A 23,912-nucleotide genomic window follows, 5' to 3' on the forward strand; every position below is an offset into this window, starting at 1 on the left:
ACAGCGGCACGGTGGACCGAGGTGCGGTCCTCGCTAGGACACCTGTCGGCGGTGCAGGCGCAGGTCGAGATTGCGGGGTTCGATGATGCTGCGTCCGACGAGGGTGACCGGGCGGGACGTGGCGGGGGTGAGCTTCCAGTCGGCCAGGACGGTCGCCAGGGGCAGCATGACGTTCATGATGGTGAAGTCATGGCCGATGCACTTACGGGCCCCGGTTCCGAAGGGCACCATCGCCATCGTCCGCTCGGCCTTGGCCCAGCTGTTCGTGCCGCCGGTCCAGCGCCCGGGGTCGAACCGTTCGGGGTCGGGGAAGAGGTCGGGCCGGTGGTGAATGATGTACGGGCTGATGAGGATGTCGGCACCGTCCGGCACGCGGTAGGTGCCCAAGGACGTGTCCGTGACGGCGGTCCTGCTGAACAGCCAGGCGGAGGGCCTGATCCGGAATGCCTCGGTCACCACGGCCATCAGGGTCGTCAGCCGGGGAAGGTGCTCGTGCCGGGCGGGGCCGCCGCCGCAGACCTTCCGCGCCTCGGCCGCGACGGCCGCGTCGAGGTCGTCGTCCAGCGAGAGGTAGTACAGGGTCCAGGCGAGCATGGCGGCGGTCGTACTGATACCGGCGATGAACATGGTCATCACCTGCTCGCGCACTTCCGTGTCCGACAGCGCGTTTCCGTCGCCGTCCTCGGCCAGGAACATGGACAGCAGATCGCCCCGGTCGGCACCGGCGCGGCGGTAGGCGGCGACGGTGGCGTCGATGTGCGCGTACAAGGAGTCCCGGGCCCGCGCGTAGCGCCGGTTGGCCGGCAGCGGCAGGCGGGCGAGGCCGGGCGCGACCATCCGCAGGAACGCGCCGCTGACCAGAACGTCCACGTCACCCAGCGTGCGGCGGACCTCGCCGACGTCCGCACCGGTGTCGTCGAACCATGATGACAGCATCGTCGAGACGGTGATCCGCATCGCGAGTTCCTGCATCAGCCGCCGCACGTCCAGGATCTGTCCCTCGCGCCACTCCCGGGTGAGAGCCGTGACCTCGCGCCCGGCCAGCTCCGCGTAGCCCGGCAGCTTGCCCGGGTGGAACGCGGGCTGGGTCATCCGGCGCAGCCGGGTGTGCTTGGCGTTGGGGCAGGTCGCCAGGCCGTCTCCGAAGAACACGGAGATGTTGTCGAAGAAGGGGCCGCCCTTGTCGAAGTCGCGGTGGCGGCGCACGAGGACCTCGGAGACCAGATCCGGACCGCAGACCACGTAGGTGGGCCGGGGGCCGAGCCGGATCTCCACCAGATCGCCGTAGGACGGCAGGCCGGTCAGGAACCGGGTCGGGTCGACGAGCAGCTGCCGCAGGTGGCCCACGCCGGGCAGGGCACCGGGTGCGCGCGGGGCGGGAACGAGGGACGCCGGGAGGCTTGTCGTCGTCATCGCTCAGCCCCCGCGCCCACGAGCAGACCGGACGCCCAGTCGGGCATGACGCGGTGCTGGTCATGGCGCGTGGTGATCTGCTCCCATTCGTAGTCACCGCGGATCCAGTCGTGGATGATGTCCGCGTATCCGGTCAGCGCCCCACGCTGACCCCGCTCGACGGCCCGTACCAGTCGTGACAATGCCCGCTCCTCCAGCTCCACGAGTTCGTCGACCTTTTCCTGAGCATGACGGGACGCCTCGGCCAGCGCCTCCTGCCGGGTGCACCCGCGGCTGCGCTGAATGAGATGGATCGCGTTGAGCCCACTGGTGACGTCCTCGTGCGGGAGCGACATGGAGTCGTTCCGCAACGCCACGACGTCGGCGGCGAGTTGTCGCATGCGCCGCAGCACAGGGTGGTGCCACAGCTCCGGCGGGACCTCGCTGCCGCCCCACTTCTCACCCAGGTCGTTCTGACCGAAGGCGCACGTGGTGGCGGCCCGCAGCGAGAAGTAGTCGGCCAGGTCGCGGTGGGCGAACCCGGTCGTGCGGTCGATTGCCTCGGTCACCTGGGAAGAGAAGTACGACGTCCAGTGGTACGCCAGGCGCGTGCGCAGCGGCAGGGACATCCCTCGCACCATCCGGCTCCACAGATCGGCGAAGGCCCGCACCGTCGGCGTATCGTACGCCTCCGGCCCGGACGCTCCGTGCACGATGCCGATCAGGGCGTTGCAGACGGCCGCCACTGTGCCGGGGCGACGGCCGATCTCGCCGTCCAGCTGGTCGTCGAACGGCAGGAAGTACCAGCCCATCATCTGCGCCGCCGTACAGCATTCCTCGGCACTGGCATTGGGGTAGAAGAAGGCGGCCACATCGGCCAGTCGCCAGTCGACGAAGTCCCTCTCGGCCTGCTCGCCGTCCAGCAGGCCGGATCTCCGCATCCAGGCAAGTGCGCTCTCACGTGCCTGGTCCAGATGCGGGTTGACCCGCAGGGGCCACGGGGTGGTGAACACGGCTCCGGTTCGCGTCACGCTCGGCTGCTCCTTCGCTGGACTCACCGAGATCGTGCGCTGACGGGATTGCGTACAACCATTCCATCCCGAAAGCCACTCCAACGGGCGAGCGCGTGCGAGGAGCTCCGGGCGCCCCACGGTGATCTCGTGTCCGAATCCGCCGTCGCCCTTTCTCGTCCCGGTGGTCCGTGACCCGGCCGGACTTCCGGTGTCGAGCGGGGCGTGTCCTTCGGGGCTCGGCCCCACAACCCGGGCACGCCATTCCGGCAGCCATCGCGCTGCGAGGATCACGGCATGACACAGCAAGCGGATCCGGATGCGGGTCGGAATGCGGGTCGGGACGCGGAACGGGACGTGGGTCGGGACGTGGAACGGACACTGCCCGAGCCGCTCGTCGCCCTGCTGACCGGTCACCTCGATGTCGAGGTGACGCCGGAGCGGCTGACCGCCGAGACGACGTTCGAGAGCCTCGGGATGGACTCGCTGTCGTTGATGGAGCTGGTCGTGGCGGCGGAGCAGGAGTTCGGCATCGTCCTCGCCGAGGGCGAGCTGGACCTCTTCCCGGATTCCACGCTCGGTGACGCGGCCCGGGCGTTCGAGCATGCGGCCTGAGATCGCGGTCACCGGGCTGGGCCTGGTGACTCCGGCGGGGCACACGGCGGAGGCGAACTGGGCGGCCCTGTGCCGGGGCCGCTCCCTGGCCACCCCCGACCCCGAACTTGCCGGACTGCCCGTCGACTTCTCCTGCCAGGTGACCGGATTCGACGCCGCGGCCGAACTCGGCCGGTCCCTGGCCCGGCGCGTGGACCGGTTCATCCAGTTCGCCCTGACCGCCGCACGACGAGCCGTCGCCGACGCCGCGCTGGACACCGGCACATGGCCGGCGGAGCGGGTCGGAATCGTACTCGGGGTCGGGTCCAACAGCCTCAGCACGTACATCACCGAGTTCGGCCATCTCGGCGCGGACCGGCCCGAGCGGGTCTCGCCGCTCGCACTGCCGCGCAGTGTGCCGAGCATGGCCGCGGGCGAGGTCGCGATCGACCTGGGCGCCCGGGGTCCGAACTTCACGGTCTCCAGTGCCTGCGCCTCGGGCGCGACCGCGATCGGGGTCGCGCGGGACCTGCTGCGGTCCGGGACATGCGACATCGTGCTGGCCGGCGGCAGCGAGTCCGCGCGCTCCCGTATGACGGCCATCTGCTTCACGCGAATGCGGGCACTGTCACGGCGACGCGGACAACCGCAGCTGGCCAGTCGGCCGTTCGACGCGGCACGGGACGGCTTCGTCCTCGGGGAGGGCGCCGCGGTCCTCGTGCTGGAACGCCTCTCCGACGCCCGCGCCCGCGGGGCACCGGTCCATGCGGTACTGCGCGGCTACGGAGCCGGAGCGGACGCGCACCATCCGGTGGCCCCGCACCCGGACGGAGCCGGAGCGGAACGGGTCATCCGCGCCGCGCTGGAGGACGCGGCAGGCGCCCCGGGAGATGTCGGTCTCGTCCACGCACACGGCACCTCCACCGTACTGAACGACGCGGCCGAGGCCGCGGCCCTCACCCGGGTCTTCGGAGCGGACACTCCCGTGACGGCCGCCAAGGGCGTGATCGGTCACGCCCTCGGGGCGGCGGGCGCGATCCAGGCGGCCTACACGGTTCTTTCCCTGCGCCATCGGACGGTACCGCCGGTGGCGAACTTCCAGGGCCAGGACGGCGATCACAAACTGGACATCGTCGCCGACCAGCCACGCCCGATGGTCGGGAAAGCGGGCCTTAGCTGCTCGTTCGGCTTCGGCGGCCAGAACGCCGTCCTGTTGTTCACGACCGCCTGACGAGAGCCGGAGGAGCCTGGACGCCGCTCACCCCTGAACAGCGTCGGGGGCCCTTCGTCCACGAGTCCCCGGCTGAGCCGTACCCCGCCCAGCGAGCCTCCGCTTGCATGGTGTGCCGGACCGGGGGCGGATGCCCACGCTTACGGCCAGGTCGCCTGGCCTGCGCCGCTCGATCCGCCTGGCCGGCGCCGCCCTCAGCCGCTATCTCACCGAAGGCCGCCAGGAACCCGCTGGTCCCAACCCGGTCCCGGAGACCCCGCCCGTGCGGCACCTGCGGCTCGTCCGCCGATCCATCTGAAAAGAGCCTCTGACCTGCGGTTTCCCGCTGATCAGAGGCTTCTTTCACCGTGTCGGGACGGCGGGATTTGAACCCACGACCCCTTGACCCCCAGTCAAGTGCGCTACCAAGCTGCGCCACGTCCCGGTGCTCGTCCGGCTCGGGCTGGTGCCCTTGCCGACCGCGCAAGAGAACAATACCGCACGGCGTGGGGTGGTCGCGCACGGGTTGTGCGCGGCAGGAAACGGGCGGGGGCGGGCGGGGAAGGGGCGAGGGCGGGGCTCAAGGGGCCGGGGTGTGGGTGTGTGGGTGGTGGGTATCAGGGCCGGGGGCGCGGGGGCGGAGATGAGTAGCGGTACTCATGTGGGCCCTGGCCCGGGTCCGCGACGCTGCCGGGCATGACTACTCCCTCGATACAGCGGCCCACGACCACCGCGTTCTACATCCAGGCCGCCCTCTCCTTCGGACTGTCGCTGGTGGCGCTGGCGGTCGGGATCGTGAAGCTGCCGGTGGGCGCCTGGGAGCGGGGGTTCCTGGGGCTGGGGTTGATCTTCGTGGTGTCGTCGGCGTTCACGCTGGCCAAGTGCGTGCGGGACCGGCAGGAGGTGGACGAGATCACCAACCGGGTCGACAAGGCGCGGCTCGACAAGCTGCTGATCGAGCAGGACGCGTTCAAGGTCGAGGGGCTGTGACCGGCCGTCGAGGGGCTGCGACCGGGCCGTGACCGGCCTCCGGCCGTGCCCACTCCCTCCCGTGTGGTGTTGACCGGGGCCCGTGCACCGTGAACGATGATCGGATCGAGATCGTTCTCTCGTGCCCCGTGCAACTCCCGCACCCCAGGAGGACAGTTGGACGTCCAGGGCCCCTCGGGCACTCGCCTCTCCCCGCTCTCCCGGCGCAGATTCCTCCAGGCCACCGCGGGCACCGCCGCCGTGGCCGGGATGGCCGGGGCGGCCGGGGTGGTTCCGACGCCGGCGGAGGCGGCACCGGCCGCCCCGGCCGAAGCGCCTGGAGCGGCTGGAGCGGCTGGAGCGGCCGGAGCGGGCTCCGGGGCGCCCGTGCTGTCCTTCACCGCCGCCACCAACGGCTCGGCGTCGCTCCACGGCGACCGCCTGGTGGCCGAGGTGCAGAACGTCCTGTGGTCGCTGCCCCGCAAGGGCGGGGACGCGGTGGCGATCACGCCGCCGGACCTGGAGCCGACGCGGCCGGTGCACTCCCCGGACGGCCGGCTGCTCGCCGTCTGCGCGTACCGGGGCGGCGGCTTCCACATCTGGACCCTCCGCCCCGACGGGACGGGGCTGCGGCAGCTGACCGACGGCCCCTGGGACGACCGGGGCCCGTCCTGGTCCCCCGACGGCACCCGGATCGCGTTCGCCTCGGAGCGCCAGGGCGACCCGGTGGCCGGCAGCCCGTACCGGATCTGGACGGTCGACGTCCGGACCGGCGTCCTGACCCGGGTGACCGGGCTCAAGGACCAGGACGGCCCGCTGCAGGACGGCGGCTGGGAGGACTTCGACCCGGTCTGGTCGCCGGACGGCAAGCGGCTGCTGTTCGTCCGCGGCCAGGTGACCAAGGACGCCCTGGCGTCCCGGACGGTGGCGTCGGTGCCCGCGGACGGCCGCGGCCCGGTCCGCGTCGAGCACACCGAGACGGCGAAGGCGCAGGTCATGACGCCCGCCGTGAGCCCGGGCGGGCGGCTGGCGTACCTGCGGACGACCGCCGCCCCCACCGCGTCCTGCACCCTGGTCGTCGACGGCGCGGCCGTGCCCGTCGACGGCGACGTGGAGCCGGTGCCGCCGCGCTGGATCTCGCGCGACGAGCTGCTGCTGACCGTCGAGGGCCAGTTCCGGGTCGTCCGGGTGAAGGCGGCCGGCGGCGGCAAGGAGCCGGGAGCGGCGACCGTCGCCACCGTCCCGTTCACCGCGAAGCTGCCGGTCGACCGGCCGCGGTACCGCGTCAAGCGGTACGACGTCGAGGTCGGCGGCGTGGGCCGGGTGCGGGCGGTGCACCTCCCGGCGCTGTCCCCGGACGCCCGCCGGGTCGCGTTCGCCGCGCTGAACGCCCTCTGGATCGCCGATGTCGACGGCGGCGCGGCACCCCGCCGGATCGTGCGCGCGGACGCCACGCGCTACCTCCTCGGCCCGTCCTGGACCCCCGACGGCAAGGCGCTGGTCTACGCCGACGACCGCTCCGGGCTGCTCGCCGTCCGCCGCCACGACCTCGGCTCGGGCGAGGACACCGAGTTGGCCGGCGGCGGCCGGGTGAGCCCCGCGCTCTCCCCCGACGGCAAGCGGCTGGCCTGCCTCGACCTCTCCGGCAACCTCCTCGTCCGCGACCTCGCCGCCGGCACCGACCGCGTCCTGGCCGCGCCGCTGGGCGGCGGCGGGCTGCCCGGCCGGCCCAGCTGGTCGCCCGACGGGCGGTACGTCGCGTACTGCGACCGCAACCGGCTGAACCAGCGCTTCCGCGAGGGCTACAACCTCATCCGCGTGATCGACACGGCCGACGGCACCTCCCGGCTGCACGCCCTCGCCCCGCACGCCTCGGTCTCCGACCGCTACGACTCCGGCCCGGTGTGGTCGCCGGATGGCCGCCACATGGCGGTGATCAGCGAGTCCGCGCTGTGGCTGCTGCCGGTGAAGCCCGACGGCACCCCCGCGGGCGCCCCCCGCCGGCTGACCGACGAGGCGGCCGACCACCCGTCCTGGTCGGCGGACTCGCGCCGGATCCTCTACCTGTCGGCCGGAAAGCTGCGCCTGCTCGACGCCGAAGCAGGCAAGACCCGTACCGTCCCCGTCCGGCTCGACTACCGTCGCCCGACCCCCGTCGACACCGTCGTCCACGCCGGCCGCTTCTGGGACGGCACCGGGGGCACCGTCCGGGAGGACGTCGACGTGCTGGTCCGCGACGGCCGGGTGCGCTCCGTCGAGCCGCACCGGGCGGGGCGCGCCGCGCGGCGCCGGGTGGACGCGTCCCGGCGGACGGTGCTCCCCGGCCTGTGGGACGCGCACACCCACCCCTGGCAGATCACCTACGGCGGCCGGCAGACCGCGCTCCAGCTCGCGTACGGCATCACCACGGCCGTCTCGCTCGGCGGCGCCTCCTACGAGCAGGCCCGGATCCGCGAGGCCGTGAACGCCGGCGACCTCGCCGGGCCGCGCCTGCTGACCTGCGGCGAGCTGCTGGACGGCGGCCGGGTCGCGTACAGCATGGGCCGGGCGCACCGCACCCGCGAGGGCCTGCGCCGGTCGCTGTCCAGGGCCGCGGCCCTGGACTGGGACTTCGTGAAGACGTACGTCCGCGCGCCCGGCTGGGTGATCGAGGAGGCGGCCCGGCACGCCCACGAGGTGCTCGGCGTGCGCACCGGCTCCCACCTCTGCACCCCGGGCGTCCAGCTCGGCCAGGACCTGACGACCCACCTCCAGGCCACGCAGCGGCTGGAGTTCGGGCACGCGACGTCGGCGAGCGGGCGGGCGTACGAGGACGTGCGGGAGATCTACACCCGGACGAACTTCCACATGATCGCGACCATCTTCACCTCGGTCCCGCTCATCGGCGAGCAGCCGGGCCTCGCCGAGGACCCGCGGGTGACGCGGCTGATGCCGCCGTGGGACGTGGAGCTGGTCCGCAAGACCGCGGCCGAGCGGCCGACCGGCGACCAACTGGCCACGCTCCGGACCGAGACGGACGTCTACCGGCGGATCCTCTCCGGCGGTGGCCTCGTCGCGCTCGGCACGGACGCCCCGCTGGTGCCCGTCGGCCTCTCGCTGCACATGGGCCTGCGCGCCCTGCACCGCCACGGCCTCTCCCCCGCCGAGGCGCTGCGCACGGCGACGGTGATCCCGGCCCGGGTCTTCGGCGCCGAACGCGACCTGGGCACCCTGGAGGCCGGCAAGCTCGCCGACCTGACGATCGTCGACGGCGACCCGTTCACCGACTTCGACTCGCTGGTGCGGACGGAGTCCGTGCTCCGCGGCGGGCTCCCGTTCGAGCAGCGGAAGCTCCTCGACGCGTACGGCGGGGACGCGGCCCCGGCGGGCCGGCACGGCAGCTCGACGCACGGCGAGTGGCTGGAGGTGGGACGGCTGCTGCGGCGCGACTCGTGCTGCGACCCGGGCCACTGACCTCCTACGCCCCTGTGCTCCCCACCAGCCGGTCCCCCAGCCCGCTCCGCCGGTACAGCACGTACCGCCCGTCGCGGACGCGGCTGACGAGGCCGGTGGTGTGCAGGACACGCAGGTGCTGGGAGACGGCGCTCGGCGTCACGCCCAGGCGCCCGGCGAGGCCCGCCGTCGTCGCGGCCTCGCCGAGCAGGGTGAGCAGCAGGGCCCGGGGCGCGCCGAGGAGCGCCGCCAGGTCGTCCGGGGCCGGACCGGGCGGGGGCGCCCAGGCCGTCGCGACGCCGCGGCTGGGATAGGTCAGCACCGGCGGCCGGTCGGCGCCCAGCGGCGGGACGGGCTTGTAGGCGAACAGGGAGGGAACCAGCGGCAGCCCCCTCCCCGACGCGTCGACGCGGTGGTGGCCGATCATCCGGTCGATGCGCAGGACGCCGTCGCCCCAGCGGAGGTTGGGGTGGAGCTCGGAGAAGAGCAGCCGCACGCCGCCCGTGGCGAGCTGCCGCGCGCGGTGGGTGACGTCGGCCTCCAGCACCTGCCGAAGGTACGGCCAGCCCGGCCGGAAGACCAGGTCCCAGTAGCGCTGGAGCAGGTCGCAGACCCTGTCGCGGTACCTCAGGACGGGCCCGTCCCCGGCCGCCGTGACCGCGTGCAGGATGTCGGACGGCGGCCGGTGCGGCGCGTACGTCGCGAGCAGGTCGCGGCGGACGGTGGCGGCGGGGGTGCTCCGTACGACGGCCAGTTCGTCCTCGATCGCCGGGGCGAAGCCCTCCGGCCACGGCGTGAGGAAGTCCGGAAGCGCGAAGCTCGGCCCCACCAGGGCGAGCAGCGGCCGCACGTCGAACCCGGCGACGGCCCCCAGGGCCTCCCGCCGCCACGGCCCGTGCAACGGATACCGGCCGGGATCCCGCAGCACCCACAGGCTCCCCATGACCTCCTGCAACGGGGAGATCGCGAACCGCGTGCCCGCGAGGTCGTCGACACCGAGCGAAAAGCTGATCACGGGACCATTAAGCAGGACGCTACATCGTTGGGCAACGCCGGGATCCTGCCCTGGACTTGGCCGTATGACGCAGCACACCGACGGGCTCCGGGCCGTACCGCGGGCCGGCGCGCCCGCCCGTTCCCCTTCCCACCGCGCCGTTCTCCTCCTCGCCGTCGCCTGCGGGGTGGCGGTCGGCAACGTCTACTTCCCGCAGGCGCTCGGCCCGTTGATCGCCTCCGGACTGCACGTCTCCGCCGGTTCGGCCGCCCTGGTGGTGACGGCGACGCAACTCGGCTACGCGGCGGGCATCTTCCTGCTCGTACCGCTGGGCGACCGGCTGCCGTACCGGCCGCTGCTGACCGCCCTGCTCGGCGTCACCGGCCTGGGTCTGCTGACCGCGGCCGCGGCGCCGTCACTGCCGCCGCTCGTCGGGGCGGCCGTCCTGGTCGGGACGGCGACGGTGGTCGCGCCACTGGCGGGCACGCTGGCGGCCGGGCTGGTGCCCGAGCACCGCCGCGGGGTCACCAGCGGGACGCTGCTGAGCGGTTCCCTCGGCGGCATGCTGCTGTCCCGTACCGCCGGCGGCAGCCTCGGCGAGTGGCTCGGCTGGCGCGCCCCCTACCTGCTCGCGGCGGTCCTGACGCTGGGCACCGCGGCCGTCCTGGCCCGCGCCCTGCCGGCCGGCGCGCCCGCCGCCACGGCACAGCGCTACCCGGCGCTCCTGGCCGAGCCCCTCCGCCTGCTGCGTACCGAACCGGCCCTGCGCCGCTCCTGCTTCCACCAGACCGCGGTCTTCGCCGGCTTCTCCGCCGTCTGGACCGGCGTCGCCCTGCTCCTGGCCGGCCCCCGGTACGGCCTCGGCGCGTCGGCGGTCGGGGCACTCGCGCTGGTCAACGCCGCGACGATGGTCTGCACGCCGGTGGCGGGGCGCCTGGTCGACCGGCACGGGCCCGAAGCCGTGGGGCTCGTCTGCCTGGCCGGAGTCGTCGCGTCGGCCGGCGTCCTGTGCGGCGGCTCGCTCGGCGGCACGGCCGGGCTGGTCGCCCTGGTGGCGGGCACCCTCCTGCTGGACATCGGCATGCAGTCCGGCATGGTCGCCAACACCGTCCGCAATTACGCGATCCGCGCCGACGCCCGCAGCCGCGTCAGCACCGCCTACATGACCTGCGCCTACCTCGGCGGCAGCGCCGGCTCCTGGACCGGCGCCCGAGCGTACGACCTGTGCGGCTGGCCGGGCGTGTGCGCCCTCGCCGCCCTACTGGGCACGGCGGCACTGACGCGCCAGGTGACGGCGGTCCGGGCACGGCGGTGACGGGGGGCGCGCACCGCGCGTCAGCAATGCCATGCGCCGGCAACACGTTCCGCGGCACGGAAGCTTCCGTCGGCGACCCGCCGAGACACCTCCTCCCATTCACGGACCACTCTGCGCTTGCCGTCGGGGATCTGGGGCCACTCTGTACGCGTGACGAGCCTGCCCGCGTACCAAGGCTCCCAGGAGATGCCGTAGAAGGGGCCGATATCGGGGAGGAGCGTCGTAAGGCAGTGGAGGGTGCGGCGGTGGTACCACTTGCTGATTGCCGTGATCTTCAGTCCGCTCTCCAAGGCCTCGCGGAGGAACGGCAACGAGAACTCCACATTCTGCCAGGTGTTGGAGGACTTGTCCTCGCACCTGATAGCGGCCTCAGGGACATCGCGTTCGAGAAGGAGTCGGCGGAATTCCTGGCCTTCGATGATTCCGTTGTGGCGGTTGACGCCACCGGTGGCGATGATCAGGGGCGCCAGCCCTTTGTGGTACCGCTCGGCTGCTACGTCGACCGGCTGGGTCTGGTTCGTTCCGAAGATCAGGTGAGCGGTCGGCTCGTTGCCGGGCGGGGGCGCTTCGATGTCCACGAACGCCGTACATGTATCGATCTCCTCATCAGTGAGGTTGTCAGTGCTCATTTACCCTCCGGACGGTCCGAGAAGTCGAAGGCGGTGTGACGCTTCGAGGTACCGGGCGCGGTAATGCTTGACCTGGTGAGCATTGGTGAAGTTTCGTTCCAGCGCCTGGTCAAGCTTTCCGGCAAGAGTCAGCGTGGGCCAGGCCGTGCGCTTCCCGGCGAGCGCGGCGTGGCCGGCGGCGACTGCCTCGTCAAGGTCCCCGTTGCCGGCATGAGCCAGGCCAAGGATCAACAGGGCACGTGCGTAGCCGGACGCGTGCTCACCACGCTGCTGCGCCTCGGGCTGATAACAGGTCCGGAGCACCCGCTCTGTCGCGGCCACGGACTCCTCGAACCGCCCCAGCAGCATGAGGGATGTTGCCGTGTAAGGCGGCTCTTCCCCTGAAGCGATGGAGAAGGCTCCGGCCGTCAAGCCGTCCGAAGGAAGGCGGGACATCGCCTCCGTAGCACGCCGCCTGGCTTTTTCCACACTGGCGATATCGCCCGACATCGCCGCCGCCCGCATTTCCTGCGCGGCCAGTTTGGCATGGGCCGTCGTGCCGATTGCCGTCATGGCCTGACCTCTCGAGGCCAGGAGGGCGGACTGCCGCGGCTGCCCCTGGTAGAAAGAAATCATCGAGCGGGTCAGAACCGCCCATCCGGCCAACTCTGGGTGCCCTGCCTCCGCGCTCCTGCGCTCGGCATCAGTGCACCAGACATGCGACGCCCCATGCGCTCCGGAGTCGCAGGCGGCGATGCCGAGCAGGCACGACAACCAGCCGACAGCGAGCGAAAGATCCTTGTACCGCGGGCCCGTCCCTACACCTTTCAGCACACCGTTCGCAAAGGACCTCACGGCGAGAACTTCCCCGTACGCAACATCGGGGGATACGGCGCAAATCGTCAAAGAATAGTGCTCGATCAATTCGTTCAGGCTATCCGTCACGGCACCAGGGCTGTCCTGGTTCATCACGTCCAGAGCCTCGACAACGCGTCGCCCTCCACTCAAAGGGGCAGCGGCCAGCGCGGCAGCCCCCAATGAGAAAGCGCGCCGTTTCACGGAATCGTCCTCCGCAGAGGGGGGCCGCGGCTTGGGGCTGGTCAAGGCCCTAAGCCGGCGGTGGGTGTACGCCCGACGCGCCTGGGGCAAGACCGTCTGGGCCGAGCTCCCCGTCGAGGGCCGCCCGTGACTCGTCAACTGGTTCCCCGCATGATCCCCCGTCCGACCGTGGTGCCGTACGTCGTCCGTCGGACCAGCGAGCTGAGCGCCTTCGAGGACGCCCTGACCATGGAGTGGTCCCCCTCTCCACGGACGTGGAAGGACCCGCTGCCTGGTGAGCGGGACGACCACGGAGTGCTCTGGGCACGGGTTCCTTCCTCCCCCGGCGTCGGCCGGCCGGTTTACGACGAGATGCACGTCGGCCGTCAGAGCGAGTGCATGCGAAACATCCGCGAGGTGATGACGTGGTGAGGGAGCCCAAGTACAGGCTGCGCCGCCCGATGGCAGCGCTTTCGCAGGAGGAGCGGAACATCGTTCTGATCTTCTGCGAGTCGGTTCCCACGCTGCGTGAACGGATCGCCGAACTTGGGGCGCTGGCTCGCGAGTTCTGGGGGCGGCAGGTTACGCACCGGAAGGTGCACCGAATGCTTACCGGTATCGGCACCTGCACGCGAAGGCCCGCCCTTCGAGGTGGGACTGCATCGACGCGGACACCGTCCGGTGGGGCACCGCGTACGCCCAGCGGCGGCGCCTGCGCTGACGAGCGGACCGCCCCGGAGTCTCATCCACCCCGGGCCGACCCACTCGCTGCGGAAGCGTACCGAGCACAGCTCCCTCTGCCCGCCCAGAACGGCACGCTGTACGCCCTCGACAGGCCACTGTGGGTGAACCACCCGCTGCACAACGCCGTTGCCGACTACAAGCCCGCCCAGCTCGCGCTCGCCCAGCGTCTCGGCCTCAGTGTGCCGCCGACACTTGTGACCAACGACCCGGGTGGGCCCGTGACTTCGTCGCCGCCCACGATCAGGTGATCTACAAAACCCTGCGGTGGACGACCGGGTGATCGCGACCTGCGCCGTCCGGCGCATCCCGTACACCTGGGTGAGGCAGACCAAGCCGGGCGGCGTCATCCTGGCCACCGTCGGTTCCTGGCCCTACGGCACGGGCCTCGCCAAGGTCTCGGTCAACGACGACGGTACCGCCGAGGGCCGGATCATCGGCCGCTCGTCCTTCATGCAGGCCCGATCGCAAGCCGCCGCATCGGTGGCCGGCAACCTGTCCGCCCGCACGGCCTACCCCGACAGCGAACGCCGGACAGAGCTCTCGCCGCTCATGCTGGAAGAGTGAATGCCCGTCTTCCTCGCCCAGCTCGCGGCCCCCGGTGCACAGCTGGTTCGCGCCACGGCGAGCAACGGCGCCCAGCTCCGCTACGTCTTCGACCCGGTCCGCGAGTCCTTCGCGGAGTTCACGGCCGAGGGCGACACCTGGACCGTCCGCCAGGGCGGCCCCGTGGCCCTCTGGGGGTCGCCGCAGTAATCGCCGCGAAAACAACAGATCAATACCGCTGGGATTTCCCGTACCCCGACTACCCACCCCCGGTTACGTGGAGGGGTTCGATCCCAAGACGAGCCTCGGATATGAGGTGTCCCAGCGGTACGACGACGATCCTCGCGGCGATGAGGCCGAGACGGTCGAGATCCTGGCCAAGCTCGCAGGTCAACAGCCGGGGTACGGGTGGACGGGATCGAGCTGTCGCAAGTCATGGTCAGCCGGATGCGCGAGAAGCCAGGCAGAGATCAAGTTGACGTGACAAGGTGTTGCATTCTTGGAAGCCGGTGTAGGCCGTCCACCGTTGACGGGCTCGTGGAGGTGCGGAGCCAGCGGGGAGGTTGCACTCTAGGGGATGGGGCCAGTCGGCGGCACCGGCCGTTGGCGCTCTTTCCGGGAGGAGAAGGTGAGCAAAAAGATCCAAGCTGTGGCCGGTGTCCGGGAAGCGGCTGGCTGGAAACACCTGGCGCTGTCGGGCTCGGAGTACGTGGTGTTCGGCGAGGCCGGTGTCCAGGAGGGCCCTGCGGAGATCAAGGCGAAATGGTGCTTCCTGCCTGAGCGATTCCACGCGGACATCGACGCCGCGATGGTGCTCGACCGGGAGGACGGGGGGTGGAGGTACGTCTTCGTCAAGGACAACGAACGCATCGTCTTCACGGACGAGAGGGTTGAGGAGGGTCCTATGTCGGTGACCGACTTCCGGCCCTACCTCAAGGGATGGCTGGAGGGCGACGAAGCCCCGCTCATCGCCCTCGGAGTGGGATCGCTGAGGTAAGCACCTGCGAGCTCAGCCATCCCTGGTGCGGCCGGTCTGTGGCAGGCGGTCGCGGATCAGGCGAGGGTCACTTCGACCGGCAGGTGTTTGATGCCGTTGAGGAAGTTGGAACGCACCCGCGGCACGTCGCCGGTCAGGCGGACGTCCGCGATCCGGGGCAGGAGTTCTTCCAGCACGGTCTGGATCTCCATGCGGGCCAGGGTGCTGCCGAGGCAGAAGTGGGGGCCGCCCTTGCCGAATGTGAGATGGTCGATATCCTGCCGGGTGACGTCGAAGGTGTAGGGGTTGGTGAAGGCTTCCTCGTCGCGGTTGCCGGAGGCGTACCACAGCACCACCTTGTCGCCCGCGCGGATGCGTTTGCCGCCCAGCTCAGTGTCGCGGGTGGCGGTTCGGCGGAAGTGGTAGACCGGCGACGCCCAGCGCAGGCACTCCTCCACCGCGCCCGGGATGAGTGAAGGCTCCTCCCGCAGCCGGGCGGCCTGGTCGGGATGGTCGATCAAGGCGAGAGCGCAGTGGGTGAGGGTGTGGCGGGTGGTCTCGTTGGCGGAGACGACCAGCAGCAGGAAGTAGTTGTCGAAGTCGGTCGGCGACATCACGATGCCGTCCGACGGGGTCTGGTTGACCAGGGCACTGACCAGGTCGGTGCCGTTGCCGCCTCGTCGCGCGGCGGCGAGCTCGCGACCGTAGGCGAAGAGCTCGGCGGCGGCGGGGCTGCGGAAGGGCAGATCGCGGTACCGCTCGCTCTCCTGGCTGTCGAGGAGCACGTCGGCGTAGTCGGGGTCGGTGTTGCCCAGCAGCCGATCGCCCCAGTCGATGATCTGCCGGGTCTCCTCCTCGCAGACGTCGAGCAGGCGGGCCAGGACGGTGATGGGGAAGTCGGCGGCGATCTCGTGGACGAAGTCGAAGTGCTTCTTCGGCAGGGCGGCATCGAGGGTGGTGGCGGTCAGGGCGCGCAGGTAGGTGCCGTAGACGGCCAGAGCCCGCGGGGTGAACCGCTTTTGCAGTAGCTGCCGCAGCGCCCGGTGGCGCGGTCCGTCCATCTCCAGCATGGAGGCGCGGACGGCGATCTGGCTGTCGTCCAGCTCCTCGAGGTTGACGCCGCCGGCGGAGGTGAAGGTCTGCGGGTCACGGCCGACATGGGCGATGTCCTCGTGCCGGGTCACCGCCCAGAACCCGCGGTTGGGCTCGGGCTCCGGCTGCCAGTGCACCGGATCCTCTCGCCGCAGTGTGTGGAACATCCGCCACGGTGTGACCCCGTCAACGAACCGGCCGAGTTCGGTGAGGTCCACCTCCTCCAGCGGCATCGGCGCATCCGGGGCCGCGCCCTCGGCCGTCCTTTCCTCCGGGGGTTTGTTCTCCATCACGCTCCTTGCCGTCGGACGGGACAGCAGTGCTCACCGATCCGCACCACTAGTCACCATTACTCCCCAACCGGCACATAATTCCCTTTTTCACCCTCTTGGCATGCCTCATTCCTCGGAAGGCGAGCGCTCCCGTTCTCCGGCGCCTCCAAGACCCACCGCAGCGAGCAGAAGACCGCGGACGACCGCTGGGCCCAGTCCATCGCGGCCGGGTCGACCGGCGGCATGGGGTCCGGGCCACGCGGCGGTGCCAGATGCATCATGCCGTCCGCGGGAGCGCCCTCCAGGCCACGGCCGACCGCCTGGTTGTTCTCGAAGAAGGTCACTATCGGGGCGAGGAACGGCATCTCGCGCCGCAGCCGCTCGGCCACCGACGGCGTCAGCCGCTCACCCTTCGCCAGGCCTGCCCGCTCTTGCCCACTGCGCCCGACAGCACCTTCCCGTCCGGGGTGAAGTGGTACTTCGTCTCCGCCCCGTTCTCCATCGGCCCGGCCGCGATCGCCCGGTTCCAGGCGTGCCGGATGCGTTCGATCTCCGCCTCCGGGAACGGCGGCATCCCGACGCTGTTGCCGCCCGCGCGCTTCGCTTCCCGTCCCAAGGCGGTTCCCCTCGCCGATCAGCCCCCAGCCGACCAACGACCCCGCCACACCGAGGGTGCGAGCCCACCACCCGCACAGCGCAGACCCCAGCAAACCACCCGTAAAACAGAGCCTCCTTCGACCCGAAGGTTACCGGCGGGTTACTTGTCACTTGGTTCGCTGCTCGTCAACGGCACCCCTACTCGACAGGTCGCGCAGGACTGGGCAGTCCTGGCATCGCGGGCGCCTCGGCGAGCGCGACGCGTCCGCCCTTCAGCTCGGGCACGTACTTGTACACCGTGTTCCGGGAGACGCCGAGGAGCCGGGCGATGGAGGTGACGGTGTTCCCGGGCCGGGTCAGCAGATCACGTGCGTGGCGGGCGAGGGGACGGCGAGGGTGTCGCCGGTCCGGAGGTAGTCGAGGGCCTTCCACAGTTCCTCGCGCTCGGCGTTCTGGCCGGACTTCTTGTCGGCGAAGGTGCGTTCACACCCGGCGTCGGTGAGGGCGCGGATCTGCCGGTCGAGCAGTTGCCCCTTCGTGGACACCCGTGCGTACCCGACGAGGGCGCCGGTCCGTCTGGCTGGCACGGGGGCGAGGAAGTCGTCGTCGGCTTGGTCGCGGGGCGGCTGCATGGCTCCGGATCGTACAGAAATCGGTGCTCCTCTATTTGGCCGACCAGGTCGCGCTCACGTCCGGCTGGGGATCCATCCGGTACAGGGTGATCTTCCCCAGGTCCCTGATCCGCGGGGAGAGCTGCATGCACACAAGGTCGAAGAGCGCGAAGTTGACCAGGGTCACGCCGTGCGTGTCGGTCGCGTGCTCGATGATGGGCAGGTCGGTCCTGTTGCCCATGATTTCCTCCAGAACGTAGTGCGCCTCCCGGCGGGTGACGACGATGACCTTCGTGCCGAATGTGGTGTGCTGGTCGCTGACGTGGTGTAGGTGGACAGGCCCTGTCCGGCGAAGTACTTCTTCATGGCACGCGCCGTCGTCGACCTGCCCTTGGTGAACTGCCGCAGGTAGGCGTACGAGTTCTCCAGCATGGCCAGGTGACCGTTGTCGCGCGGTAGCCTGCCACTCGCCTGGGCGAGAGCGGCCCGCAGCCGGTCCATGCCGATGGTGTTCCGCAGCATCCCGCCGGCCAGCTCGTCCTCGACGGCGGTGTCGACCAGGACGGGCAGAATCTCGTCCAGCAGCGCCTGCCGTCCCTCCCCGGCCGCGGCGCGGGCCGCCGGCGCGTCGCGCATCTTGTGACGGGCCCGGCTCTCCCGCGCCGAGACAGCCTGGTCGAACAGGCCGATGACCTCGTCCAGCACGTCGGCGGCGGACTGCGAGAGCACCGTCAGCAGGATCGGGTGACGGCGCTGCGGCTCGCGCCGGTCCAGCGACTGCGCGGTCAGGCGACGCCCGAGGGCGGCCAGGAACCGACGGCGCTCAGCGGGCAGGCCCGTCAGCAGGGTGTGCGCGTCCAGGCCGCGCAGGAACGTCAGCTTGTCCAGTTCAGCCTTCACCGCGTTCGCCGAGTCCCCGGTCGCGCCCTTGGAAAGCCAGTTCAGCCGCGTCGCCGCGACCGCAGGGTCCACGGACAGCAGCCCGTCCAGCTCGCTCGTCAGCTTCGGCGTCAGCAGAAGCCGCACCCGCTGGAATGTCTCCCTCCCCGCCTCCGCCCGCGCCTTCGCCACCCGCTCCAGCAGCTTCACCACGCCCGGCCGCACCACCCGCGAGGACGCCAGATGCTCACATGCCAGACGAAACAGCAGCGAGGGGGAATCGTGCTCCATCGCCCGCGCGAGCAGGAACTCGTCCAGCTCCTTCCACTCCAGCGTCTTCGCCGGCCTCCAGCTCAGATACCGGGTCACCTCACGCAGATGCCCGGTGCGGGTCTGCTTCCGCTCACCGTAGAACCGCAGCTCACCCACAGGAATCTGAAGGCACTCAGAGAGCCGAGCCACCGCCACCGGGGGCGCCGAGGCGACATCCTCCGGGACGAACCCAAGCCACGGCAGCGTGTGCACAGCTGGACCGCCAGCCCCAGCCGGTCCTTCGGACTCCGGCCCCGGCCCGGATCGATGAACCCCACATCCACCGGCGTCAGCGTGAAGAACCGAATCAGCTCTTCCTTATTGATCTCCGGGAAGCCCCGCAGCCGCGTCAGATCGTCATCCGCGAACACTCGCGTCGCCACCAGACCCCCACCGTCGCTCACACGCGGGCGTCCAGTCGTATGGACGGCTTACCGCACTGCGCGGTGAACGATCCGGCTCCCGTACACGACACGGGATCACGGCTGGTCAGAGGCCGTCGCAGCCATATCCGTTGTTTTTGCGGCCGATGATCCAACTACCCCCTCTGGGACGACATCGAGCAGGCTCTCGCCGCGTGGCAGGACGCCGGCACGCCGGAGATCACCGCCGTACGGCTGCACATCACGAGCAGCACGCACACGTACTGGATCGGCGGCCGGCGGATCACCACTCGAACGTCGTCGCCCTGGATCGGTGACAAGCCGGTGCTGCGGTGGGAGCACTCCCTCGCCTGACGGGCAGCGTGACTCAACGCCCCCTCACAGCCTCCCGACGCCGCACCGCCCGCACACCGGTGCCGGCGGGCCGGTGCCGGGCTCGATCCGGGGCCCGGCGTCGTAGCCGCAGGCCCGGCACGTGAGCGTGCGGATCCCGCCGGGCGCCCGGGTCCAGCGGATCACCCGCTCGATCACGGCCGGCAGGGGGTCGGTCGGGTGGACGGTCCAGTCGGGGCAGAAGGCGATGCCTTGCCAGCCCAGCCGCTGTCCGTACGCGGCGGGCCAGGCGTCACTGGCGGGATCCTGGCGTCGTCCCCGCGCCTTGGCCGCGCTCCGGTGCGCCGCGTGGGCGCGTACGTGGGCCAGCCAGAGGCGCCGGGCGGCGTGGAGTTCCTCGGCGGCGCGGACCAGCGCGGCGGGATCCTGTTCCGGGTTCCCGGGGATCCGCGCGCTCAGGGTCAGGTGGTGGTACGTGGCGCGGAAACCGTAGGGCGCGAAGTTCACCAGGCAGGACCGCAGGTCGGAGCGGCGGGTCCGGGCCGGGAGGCGCTCGTCGTGGACCCGCCGCAGGTGGACGGTGAAGCTGCTCACGCGGAAAGCCCGCCTCAGCGCTCCGTCGCCAGGTCGAGCCGCGCCGCCGGGGCGGGTGCCCGGCCGGCGCCCCGCTCCTGGGGGGAGTCCGCCGCGACCGCCTGCCACCAGGCGTCCGGCTCCAGCCCCGCCGCCGGTTCGAAGGGCCGGCCGGGGCGCGGGACGGCGCAGCGGACGCCGGCCCGGCGGGCGGCGGTGACGGTGCGTTCGGCGGGCTCGTCCCAGGGGTGCGGGGCGAGGTTGAAGGTGCCCCAGTGGATGGGGAGGAGGATGCCGCGTTCGGCGGGGGCGGAGCCCTGGAGGTCGAGGTGGGCGCGGAGGCCCTCCTCCGGTTCCATGTGGATGTCAGGCCAGAACTCGCTGTACGCGCCGATCTGGATCATGGTGGCGTCGAACGGGCCGTAGCGCTCGCCGATGCCGGCGAAGCCGGGGAAGTAGCCGGTGTCACCGCTGTGGAAGACGCGGTGCCGGGGGCCGGCGACGACCCAGGAGGCCCAGAGGGTGTGCTGGGTGTTGCGCAGCGCGCGGCCGCAGAAGTGGCGGGCGGGGGTGGCGGTGAGGGTGAGTTCGCCGACGAGCGTGGTCTCGTGCCAGTCGAGCTCGGTGATCTGGCCCGCCGGGATCCCCCAGTGCTCCAGGTGGGCGCCGACGCCGAGCGGTACGACGAACTGGGTTCCCGTCCCGGCCAGCTCACGGACGGTGGGCATGTCCAGGTGGTCGTAGTGGTCGTGGGAGATCACCACGGCGTCCACCCGTCCCGTCTCCGCGAGCGGGATCGGCACCGGGTGCAGCCGACGGGGGCCGGCGAAGGCGAAGGGAGAGCAGCGCTCGGACCAGACGGGGTCGAACAGCACCCGGTGGCCGTCGATCTCGGTCAGCACACTGGAGTGGCCCATCCAGGTGAGCCGCAGCCCCGAGGCGGCGGGTTCGGCCAGGTCGGCGACGGTCGTGGGGTGCACCGGGATCGGGTGTGCGGGGGCGCGGCGGACGCGCTCCTCCTTGCGGAAGTAGGTGGGCAGGTAGCCCAGCATCGAGCGGGTGCTCGGGGTCCGCTCGGGGCCCGGCGGGTTGACGAAGGCGCCGCCGGCGAAGTGGGGCGAGCGCCGGATGCGGGCCATCCGCTCCCCCGCCGGATCGGCGCCGAAGGCGGCCGGGCGCAGCGCGTCGAGGGGGATTCTGGGGACGCGGAAGCCGGTCACGGCACCTCCAGGGGTAAGGAGTGGGCCGTCCCATTATCGGTCCGACATGGCCGGTTCGGTATCGGTCTTGATCGTTTTCCGACGTCCGACAGGTCACATCGCAGGTCACACCACCGGTCACCACGAGTCACATCGCGGACGGCGAGCTGCCCCGCGGGCCCCTCACAGCCCGCTCACCCGCAGGCCCCTCACAGCCCGCTCACCCGCAGCGTGACGTTCAGCCGCCCGGTCAGCCCCAGCCCCGACGGCGCCGTGCCCGGGTACGTCCGGGGCACGCCGTGGTACGCGTACCGGGCCGGTCCGCCGAAGACGAACAGGTCGCCGCTGCGCAGTTCGACGTCCGTCCACGGCCGCGACCTGGTCTCCGGGTTGCCGAACCGGAAGACGCAGGAGTCGCCGAGGCTGAGCGAGACGACGGGCGCGCCGGACTTCTCGTCCGCGTCGCGGTGCATCCCCATCCTGGCCCCGGCCTCGTAGAAGTTGACCAGCGCGATGTCGTACGGCTCGGGGCCGGCCGGCGTCCCGTACGCGCACGTCACGGCCTCCCGGGCCAGCGCGCCGAGCCACCGCGGCAACGGTTTGACCGGGGTGCCGTCGCCGTCGACGACCGCCCGGGCGTACCCGTAGGGGTACCAGTGCCAGCCCAGGCAGACGGTCCGGACGGACATTTCGCCGCCGTTCGGCATCCGGACGGTCCGCAGGCCGGCGGGCGGCCTCGCCCAGTCCCGGCAGGCGCGGAGCAGCCGGTGCTGGGCGGCCTCGTCCAGCCAGCCGGGGACGTGCACGGCTCCCGGCGCCACCTCGGCCGGCGCCCGCGGGAACAGTTCGTCGTGCATGGGTCCAGGCTAGGCGCGTCCGGCCGCCGCCTGACGAGGAGGACCGCCCGACGAGGAGGACCGGCCGACAAGGAGGACCGGCCGCCGCCCGGTGAGGAGGGAAGCCGGAGAAAGATTTTTCCCGGAACCCGTCACATCCGCACCCGCTCACCCGTCCTGCCCCCGCAAGAAGATCCCCGACCGGCGGCGACCCGAGCACCAGCCAGGCATGCCGCCGGTCCGAGCGACCCGAGAGGACCGGTCACCGTCATGGCCCGCATCTCCCTGAACCCGCCCGCCACCCTGCTCACCCGGCTCGCCGCCCGGTACTCCCGCCGGGCCTACGGCCGGGTGATCGACCCGCTGTCGGCCCTGGGCCACCACGGCGGGGTGCTGTTCGCCACGTCCGTCCTCGAACTGTCCGTGGGCCGCTGGAAGCGGCTCGACCCGGGCCTGAAGGCGCTGGCCGTGATGGCCTCGGCGGCGTCCATCGGCTGCTCGTGGTGCATGGACTTCGGCTACTGGGAGAACCGGCAGCACGGCGTCGCGCACGAGAAGCTGCGTGACGTGCCGCGCTGGCGCGACAGCGACGTCTACACGCCGCTGGAGCGCGACGTCATGGAGTACGCCGAGGCGGTGACGGCGACCCCGCCCACGGTGGACGACGCGCTGGTCGGGCGGTTGCGGAAGCACCTGAACGACGCCCAGCTCGTCGAACTGACCCAGATGATCTCGGTCGAGAACCTCCGCTCCCGCACCAACGCGGCGCTGGGGCTGACCAGTCAGGGCTTCAAGGACAGCTGCGACATCCCGGCGGAAGGATCGTCGGGAAGCCCCGCCGGTAACCGGGTCACCGGCCGCCCTTGATCCCCACCCCGCCGTAGAACCCGACCTTGGCCAGCTCCGCCGGGGTCGGCGGCTCGCCGTCCGGGTGCCAGAGCGGCACCTGGACGACGCCGGGGTCCAGCAGCTCGAAGCCGTCGAAGAACGGCACGACGTCCGCGTACGTCCGCAGCGTGACCGTGGCGGTCGCGTTCTTGTACGCGTCCGCGGCGGCCCGGGCGGCCTCGCTGTGGAAGTCGGTGGTGCCGTGGCTGAGGACGAGGCAGCTGCCCTCGGGCAGTGCCTCGGCCAGGGTGGCGACGATCCCGGCCGGGTTCTCCTCGTCGGTGATGAAGTGCAGGATGGCGACGAGCAGCAGGGCCACCGGCTGGTCGAAGTCGATCAGGCGGCGCAGCTCCGGGTGGGCCAGGATCTTCTCCGGCTCGCGCACGTCGGCCAGCAGGAAGCCCGCGTTGCCGTTGTTGGTCAGCTTGGCCCCGGCGTGCGTCGCCACGATCGGGTCGTTGTCGACGTAGACGACGCGGACGTCGGGGTCGACCTCCTGCGCCACCTCGTGGGTGTTGGGCGAGGTGGGGATGCCGGTGCCGATGTCGATGATCTGGCGTACGCCGCTCTGGACGACCTTGCGCACCGCGCGCAGCAGGAAGTCGCGGTTGGCCCGGGCGCCGGGGCGCACGTCGGGTATCACCTCGATGAAACGTTCCGCCGCGGCGCGGTCGACCTCGTAGTTGTCCCAGCCGCCGAGGTAGTAGTCGTACATCCGGGCCGGGTGCGGCCTGCTGGTGTCGATCTCCTCGGCCGCGAATCCCCCGCCGCCCGTGCCCTGCTCCGTCACTCCCTGCCCCTTTCGGCTGTTACGGCGGCCCGCCCGCCCGGTGTCCCGTCCGGCGGGTCCCCCTCCCCCGGACCGGCCGACGGCCGTGCCGTTTCCCCCTGCACGAACTCCTGCTGTACGAACTCCTGCTTGAGCCCCACTCCGCCGTACCCGCCGGTCTCCGCCGGCACCCCCGTGACCCGCGGTTCACCGTACGGGCGCCGCGGTTCCGGGCGACACCTGGGTCCCTGTCGTGCGGACCCCTCGCCCGGTGCGCGGCACCGGCGGAGCGGGACGTCTCACTGTCGTCGGCGGCTCACTGCCGTCGGCGGCTCACTGCCGT

At 71.5% G+C, this 23,912-nt stretch carries 23 protein-coding genes, 1 tRNA gene and 2 pseudogenes; 9 read left to right on the forward strand and 17 right to left on the reverse strand.

Annotated elements, in window-relative coordinates; all coding sequences use genetic code 11:
* Positions 1-33: 33 nt before the first annotated feature.
* Positions 34-1,413: a cytochrome P450 gene (locus JNW98_RS19170; RefSeq protein ID WP_223769483.1), complete on the reverse strand. Its 1,380-nt coding sequence runs from the start codon at positions 1,411-1,413 to the stop codon at positions 34-36.
* Entirely contained in the window at positions 1,410-2,423 is a 1,014-nt protein-coding gene (locus JNW98_RS19175) for a terpene synthase family protein (RefSeq protein ID WP_223769484.1), read from the reverse strand. Before JNW98_RS19175 ends, JNW98_RS19170 begins: the two co-directional genes overlap by 4 nt.
* Positions 2,424-2,771: 348 nt before the next feature.
* Between JNW98_RS19175 and JNW98_RS19180 the strand changes: the two genes are divergently transcribed.
* Both JNW98_RS19180 and JNW98_RS19185 read left to right on the forward strand, forming a co-directional pair.
* The gene (locus tag JNW98_RS19180; RefSeq protein WP_223769485.1) at positions 2,772-3,017 is read left to right on the forward strand and encodes an acyl carrier protein; all 246 of its coding nucleotides are present in this window, start codon (positions 2,772-2,774) and stop codon (positions 3,015-3,017) included.
* Positions 3,007-4,227: a beta-ketoacyl-[acyl-carrier-protein] synthase family protein gene (locus JNW98_RS19185; protein ID WP_223769486.1), complete on the forward strand. Its 1,221-nt coding sequence runs from the start codon at positions 3,007-3,009 to the stop codon at positions 4,225-4,227. Before JNW98_RS19180 ends, JNW98_RS19185 begins: the two co-directional genes overlap by 11 nt.
* Before the next feature lie 350 nt (positions 4,228-4,577).
* On the opposite strand, the gene JNW98_RS19190 is transcribed toward JNW98_RS19185, so the two are convergent.
* Positions 4,578-4,651, reverse strand: a tRNA-Pro gene (locus JNW98_RS19190).
* A gap of 251 nt (positions 4,652-4,902) precedes the next feature.
* Between JNW98_RS19190 and JNW98_RS19195 the strand changes: the two genes are divergently transcribed.
* Both JNW98_RS19195 and JNW98_RS19200 read left to right on the forward strand, forming a co-directional pair.
* Positions 4,903-5,196, forward strand: a complete 294-nt coding sequence (locus tag JNW98_RS19195) for a YiaA/YiaB family inner membrane protein (RefSeq protein WP_223769487.1) — start codon at positions 4,903-4,905, stop codon at positions 5,194-5,196.
* 156 nt (positions 5,197-5,352) lie between these two features.
* Positions 5,353-8,628: an amidohydrolase family protein gene (locus tag JNW98_RS19200; RefSeq protein WP_223769488.1), complete on the forward strand. Its 3,276-nt coding sequence runs from the start codon at positions 5,353-5,355 to the stop codon at positions 8,626-8,628.
* A 4-nt stretch (positions 8,629-8,632) separates the two neighbouring features.
* On the opposite strand, the gene JNW98_RS19205 is transcribed toward JNW98_RS19200, so the two are convergent.
* Positions 8,633-9,622, reverse strand: a complete 990-nt coding sequence (locus JNW98_RS19205; protein WP_223769489.1) for an ArsR/SmtB family transcription factor — start codon at positions 9,620-9,622, stop codon at positions 8,633-8,635.
* A gap of 64 nt (positions 9,623-9,686) precedes the next feature.
* Between JNW98_RS19205 and JNW98_RS19210 the strand changes: the two genes are divergently transcribed.
* Positions 9,687-10,916: an MFS transporter gene (locus JNW98_RS19210; protein WP_223769490.1), complete on the forward strand. Its 1,230-nt coding sequence runs from the start codon at positions 9,687-9,689 to the stop codon at positions 10,914-10,916.
* 20 nt (positions 10,917-10,936) lie between these two features.
* Here JNW98_RS19210 and JNW98_RS19215 read toward each other — a convergent pair whose 3' ends face one another.
* Together JNW98_RS19215 and JNW98_RS19220 are read right to left on the reverse strand one after the other, a co-directional pair.
* Positions 10,937-11,545: a YdcF family protein gene (locus JNW98_RS19215; protein WP_223769491.1), complete on the reverse strand. Its 609-nt coding sequence runs from the start codon at positions 11,543-11,545 to the stop codon at positions 10,937-10,939.
* The gene (locus JNW98_RS19220; RefSeq protein ID WP_223769492.1) at positions 11,546-12,496 is read right to left on the reverse strand and encodes a hypothetical protein; all 951 of its coding nucleotides are present in this window, start codon (positions 12,494-12,496) and stop codon (positions 11,546-11,548) included.
* 237 nt (positions 12,497-12,733) lie between these two features.
* Here JNW98_RS19220 and JNW98_RS19225 point away from each other — a divergent pair, with 237 nt between their 5' ends.
* The 3 genes and pseudogenes from JNW98_RS19225 to JNW98_RS19240 all read left to right on the forward strand — a co-directional run bounded on the left by JNW98_RS19225 (position 12,734) and on the right by JNW98_RS19240 (position 14,846).
* Positions 12,734-12,994 carry a hypothetical protein gene (locus JNW98_RS19225; protein WP_223769493.1) on the forward strand — a complete coding sequence of 87 codons (261 nt, stop codon included), beginning with the start codon at positions 12,734-12,736 and terminating at the stop codon, positions 12,992-12,994.
* A gap of 582 nt (positions 12,995-13,576) precedes the next feature.
* Positions 13,577-14,044 (forward strand): annotated as a pseudogene (locus JNW98_RS19235) (methyltransferase domain-containing protein); the annotation flags it as partial.
* A 433-nt stretch (positions 14,045-14,477) separates the two neighbouring features.
* Positions 14,478-14,846: a hypothetical protein gene (locus tag JNW98_RS19240; protein ID WP_223769494.1), complete on the forward strand. Its 369-nt coding sequence runs from the start codon at positions 14,478-14,480 to the stop codon at positions 14,844-14,846.
* Positions 14,847-14,902: 56 nt separating this feature from the next.
* Here JNW98_RS19240 and JNW98_RS19245 read toward each other — a convergent pair whose 3' ends face one another.
* From JNW98_RS19245 to JNW98_RS19285, 10 genes and pseudogenes are all read right to left on the reverse strand, one after another.
* The gene (locus JNW98_RS19245; RefSeq protein WP_223769495.1) at positions 14,903-16,207 is read right to left on the reverse strand and encodes a cytochrome P450; all 1,305 of its coding nucleotides are present in this window, start codon (positions 16,205-16,207) and stop codon (positions 14,903-14,905) included.
* Between the two features lie 379 nt (positions 16,208-16,586).
* Entirely contained in the window at positions 16,587-16,805 is a 219-nt protein-coding gene (locus tag JNW98_RS19250) for a hypothetical protein (protein ID WP_223769496.1), read from the reverse strand.
* Between the two features lie 179 nt (positions 16,806-16,984).
* Complete coding sequence (locus JNW98_RS36910) at positions 16,985-17,218, reverse strand: helix-turn-helix domain-containing protein (RefSeq protein ID WP_223769497.1); 234 nt, start codon at positions 17,216-17,218, stop codon at positions 16,985-16,987.
* A complete protein-coding gene (locus JNW98_RS19260; RefSeq protein WP_223769498.1) occupies positions 17,143-17,418 on the reverse strand; it encodes a recombinase family protein in 276 nt (91 codons plus the stop codon). The genes JNW98_RS36910 and JNW98_RS19260 overlap by 76 nt, the downstream gene beginning before the upstream one ends.
* 31 nt (positions 17,419-17,449) lie before the next feature.
* Positions 17,450-17,683 carry a Tn3 family transposase gene (locus tag JNW98_RS19265; protein WP_223769512.1) on the reverse strand — a complete coding sequence of 78 codons (234 nt, stop codon included), beginning with the start codon at positions 17,681-17,683 and terminating at the stop codon, positions 17,450-17,452.
* Positions 17,581-18,801, reverse strand: coding sequence for a DUF4158 domain-containing protein (locus tag JNW98_RS19270; RefSeq protein WP_308015630.1), 1,221 nt, complete (start codon positions 18,799-18,801; stop codon positions 17,581-17,583). The genes JNW98_RS19265 and JNW98_RS19270 overlap by 103 nt, the downstream gene beginning before the upstream one ends.
* Positions 18,802-18,806: 5 nt before the next feature.
* A pseudogene (locus JNW98_RS36915) lies at positions 18,807-18,992 on the reverse strand (DUF4158 domain-containing protein); the annotation flags it as partial.
* A gap of 357 nt (positions 18,993-19,349) precedes the next feature.
* Complete coding sequence (locus JNW98_RS19275) at positions 19,350-19,898, reverse strand: hypothetical protein (protein WP_223769499.1); 549 nt, start codon at positions 19,896-19,898, stop codon at positions 19,350-19,352.
* Between the two features lie 14 nt (positions 19,899-19,912).
* Entirely contained in the window at positions 19,913-21,097 is a 1,185-nt protein-coding gene (locus JNW98_RS19280) for an MBL fold metallo-hydrolase (RefSeq protein WP_223769500.1), read from the reverse strand.
* 188 nt (positions 21,098-21,285) lie between these two features.
* The gene (locus JNW98_RS19285) at positions 21,286-21,933 is read right to left on the reverse strand and encodes an alpha-ketoglutarate-dependent dioxygenase AlkB family protein (RefSeq protein ID WP_223769501.1); all 648 of its coding nucleotides are present in this window, start codon (positions 21,931-21,933) and stop codon (positions 21,286-21,288) included.
* 249 nt (positions 21,934-22,182) lie between these two features.
* Between JNW98_RS19285 and JNW98_RS19290 the strand changes: the two genes are divergently transcribed.
* Positions 22,183-22,779 (forward strand): carboxymuconolactone decarboxylase family protein, encoded by a 597-nt coding sequence (locus JNW98_RS19290; RefSeq protein ID WP_223769502.1) that lies wholly within the window; start codon positions 22,183-22,185, stop codon positions 22,777-22,779.
* Here JNW98_RS19290 and JNW98_RS19295 read toward each other — a convergent pair.
* Positions 22,763-23,590 (reverse strand): SAM-dependent methyltransferase, encoded by an 828-nt coding sequence (locus tag JNW98_RS19295; protein ID WP_223769503.1) that lies wholly within the window; start codon positions 23,588-23,590, stop codon positions 22,763-22,765. The genes JNW98_RS19290 and JNW98_RS19295 overlap by 17 nt on opposite strands.
* Positions 23,591-23,912 lie beyond the last annotated feature (322 nt).

This window comes from Streptomyces huiliensis, assembly GCF_020037025.1.
Classification (GTDB): Bacteria; Actinomycetota; Actinomycetes; order Streptomycetales; family Streptomycetaceae; genus Streptomyces; species Streptomyces huiliensis.

Bases quoted from the DNA above. Each gene is read 5' to 3' on its own strand.
- JNW98_RS19170 (WP_223769483.1), bottom strand. From the start codon at position 1,413: ATGACGACGACAAGCCTCCCGGCGTCCCTCGTTCCCGCCCCGCGCGCA.
- JNW98_RS19185 (WP_223769486.1), top strand. From the start codon at position 3,007: ATGCGGCCTGAGATCGCGGTCACCGGGCTGGGCCTGGTGACTCCGGCG.
- JNW98_RS19195 (WP_223769487.1), top strand. From the start codon at position 4,903: ATGACTACTCCCTCGATACAGCGGCCCACGACCACCGCGTTCTACATC.
- JNW98_RS19210 (WP_223769490.1), top strand. From the start codon at position 9,687: ATGACGCAGCACACCGACGGGCTCCGGGCCGTACCGCGGGCCGGCGCG.
- JNW98_RS19215 (WP_223769491.1), bottom strand. From the start codon at position 11,545: ATGAGCACTGACAACCTCACTGATGAGGAGATCGATACATGTACGGCG.
- JNW98_RS19225 (WP_223769493.1), top strand. From the start codon at position 12,734: ATGATCCCCCGTCCGACCGTGGTGCCGTACGTCGTCCGTCGGACCAGC.
- JNW98_RS19245 (WP_223769495.1), bottom strand. From the start codon at position 16,207: ATGGAGAACAAACCCCCGGAGGAAAGGACGGCCGAGGGCGCGGCCCCG.
- JNW98_RS19260 (WP_223769498.1), bottom strand. From the start codon at position 17,418: ATGCAGCCGCCCCGCGACCAAGCCGACGACGACTTCCTCGCCCCCGTG.
- JNW98_RS19285 (WP_223769501.1), bottom strand. From the start codon at position 21,933: ATGCACGACGAACTGTTCCCGCGGGCGCCGGCCGAGGTGGCGCCGGGA.
- JNW98_RS19290 (WP_223769502.1), top strand. From the start codon at position 22,183: ATGGCCCGCATCTCCCTGAACCCGCCCGCCACCCTGCTCACCCGGCTC.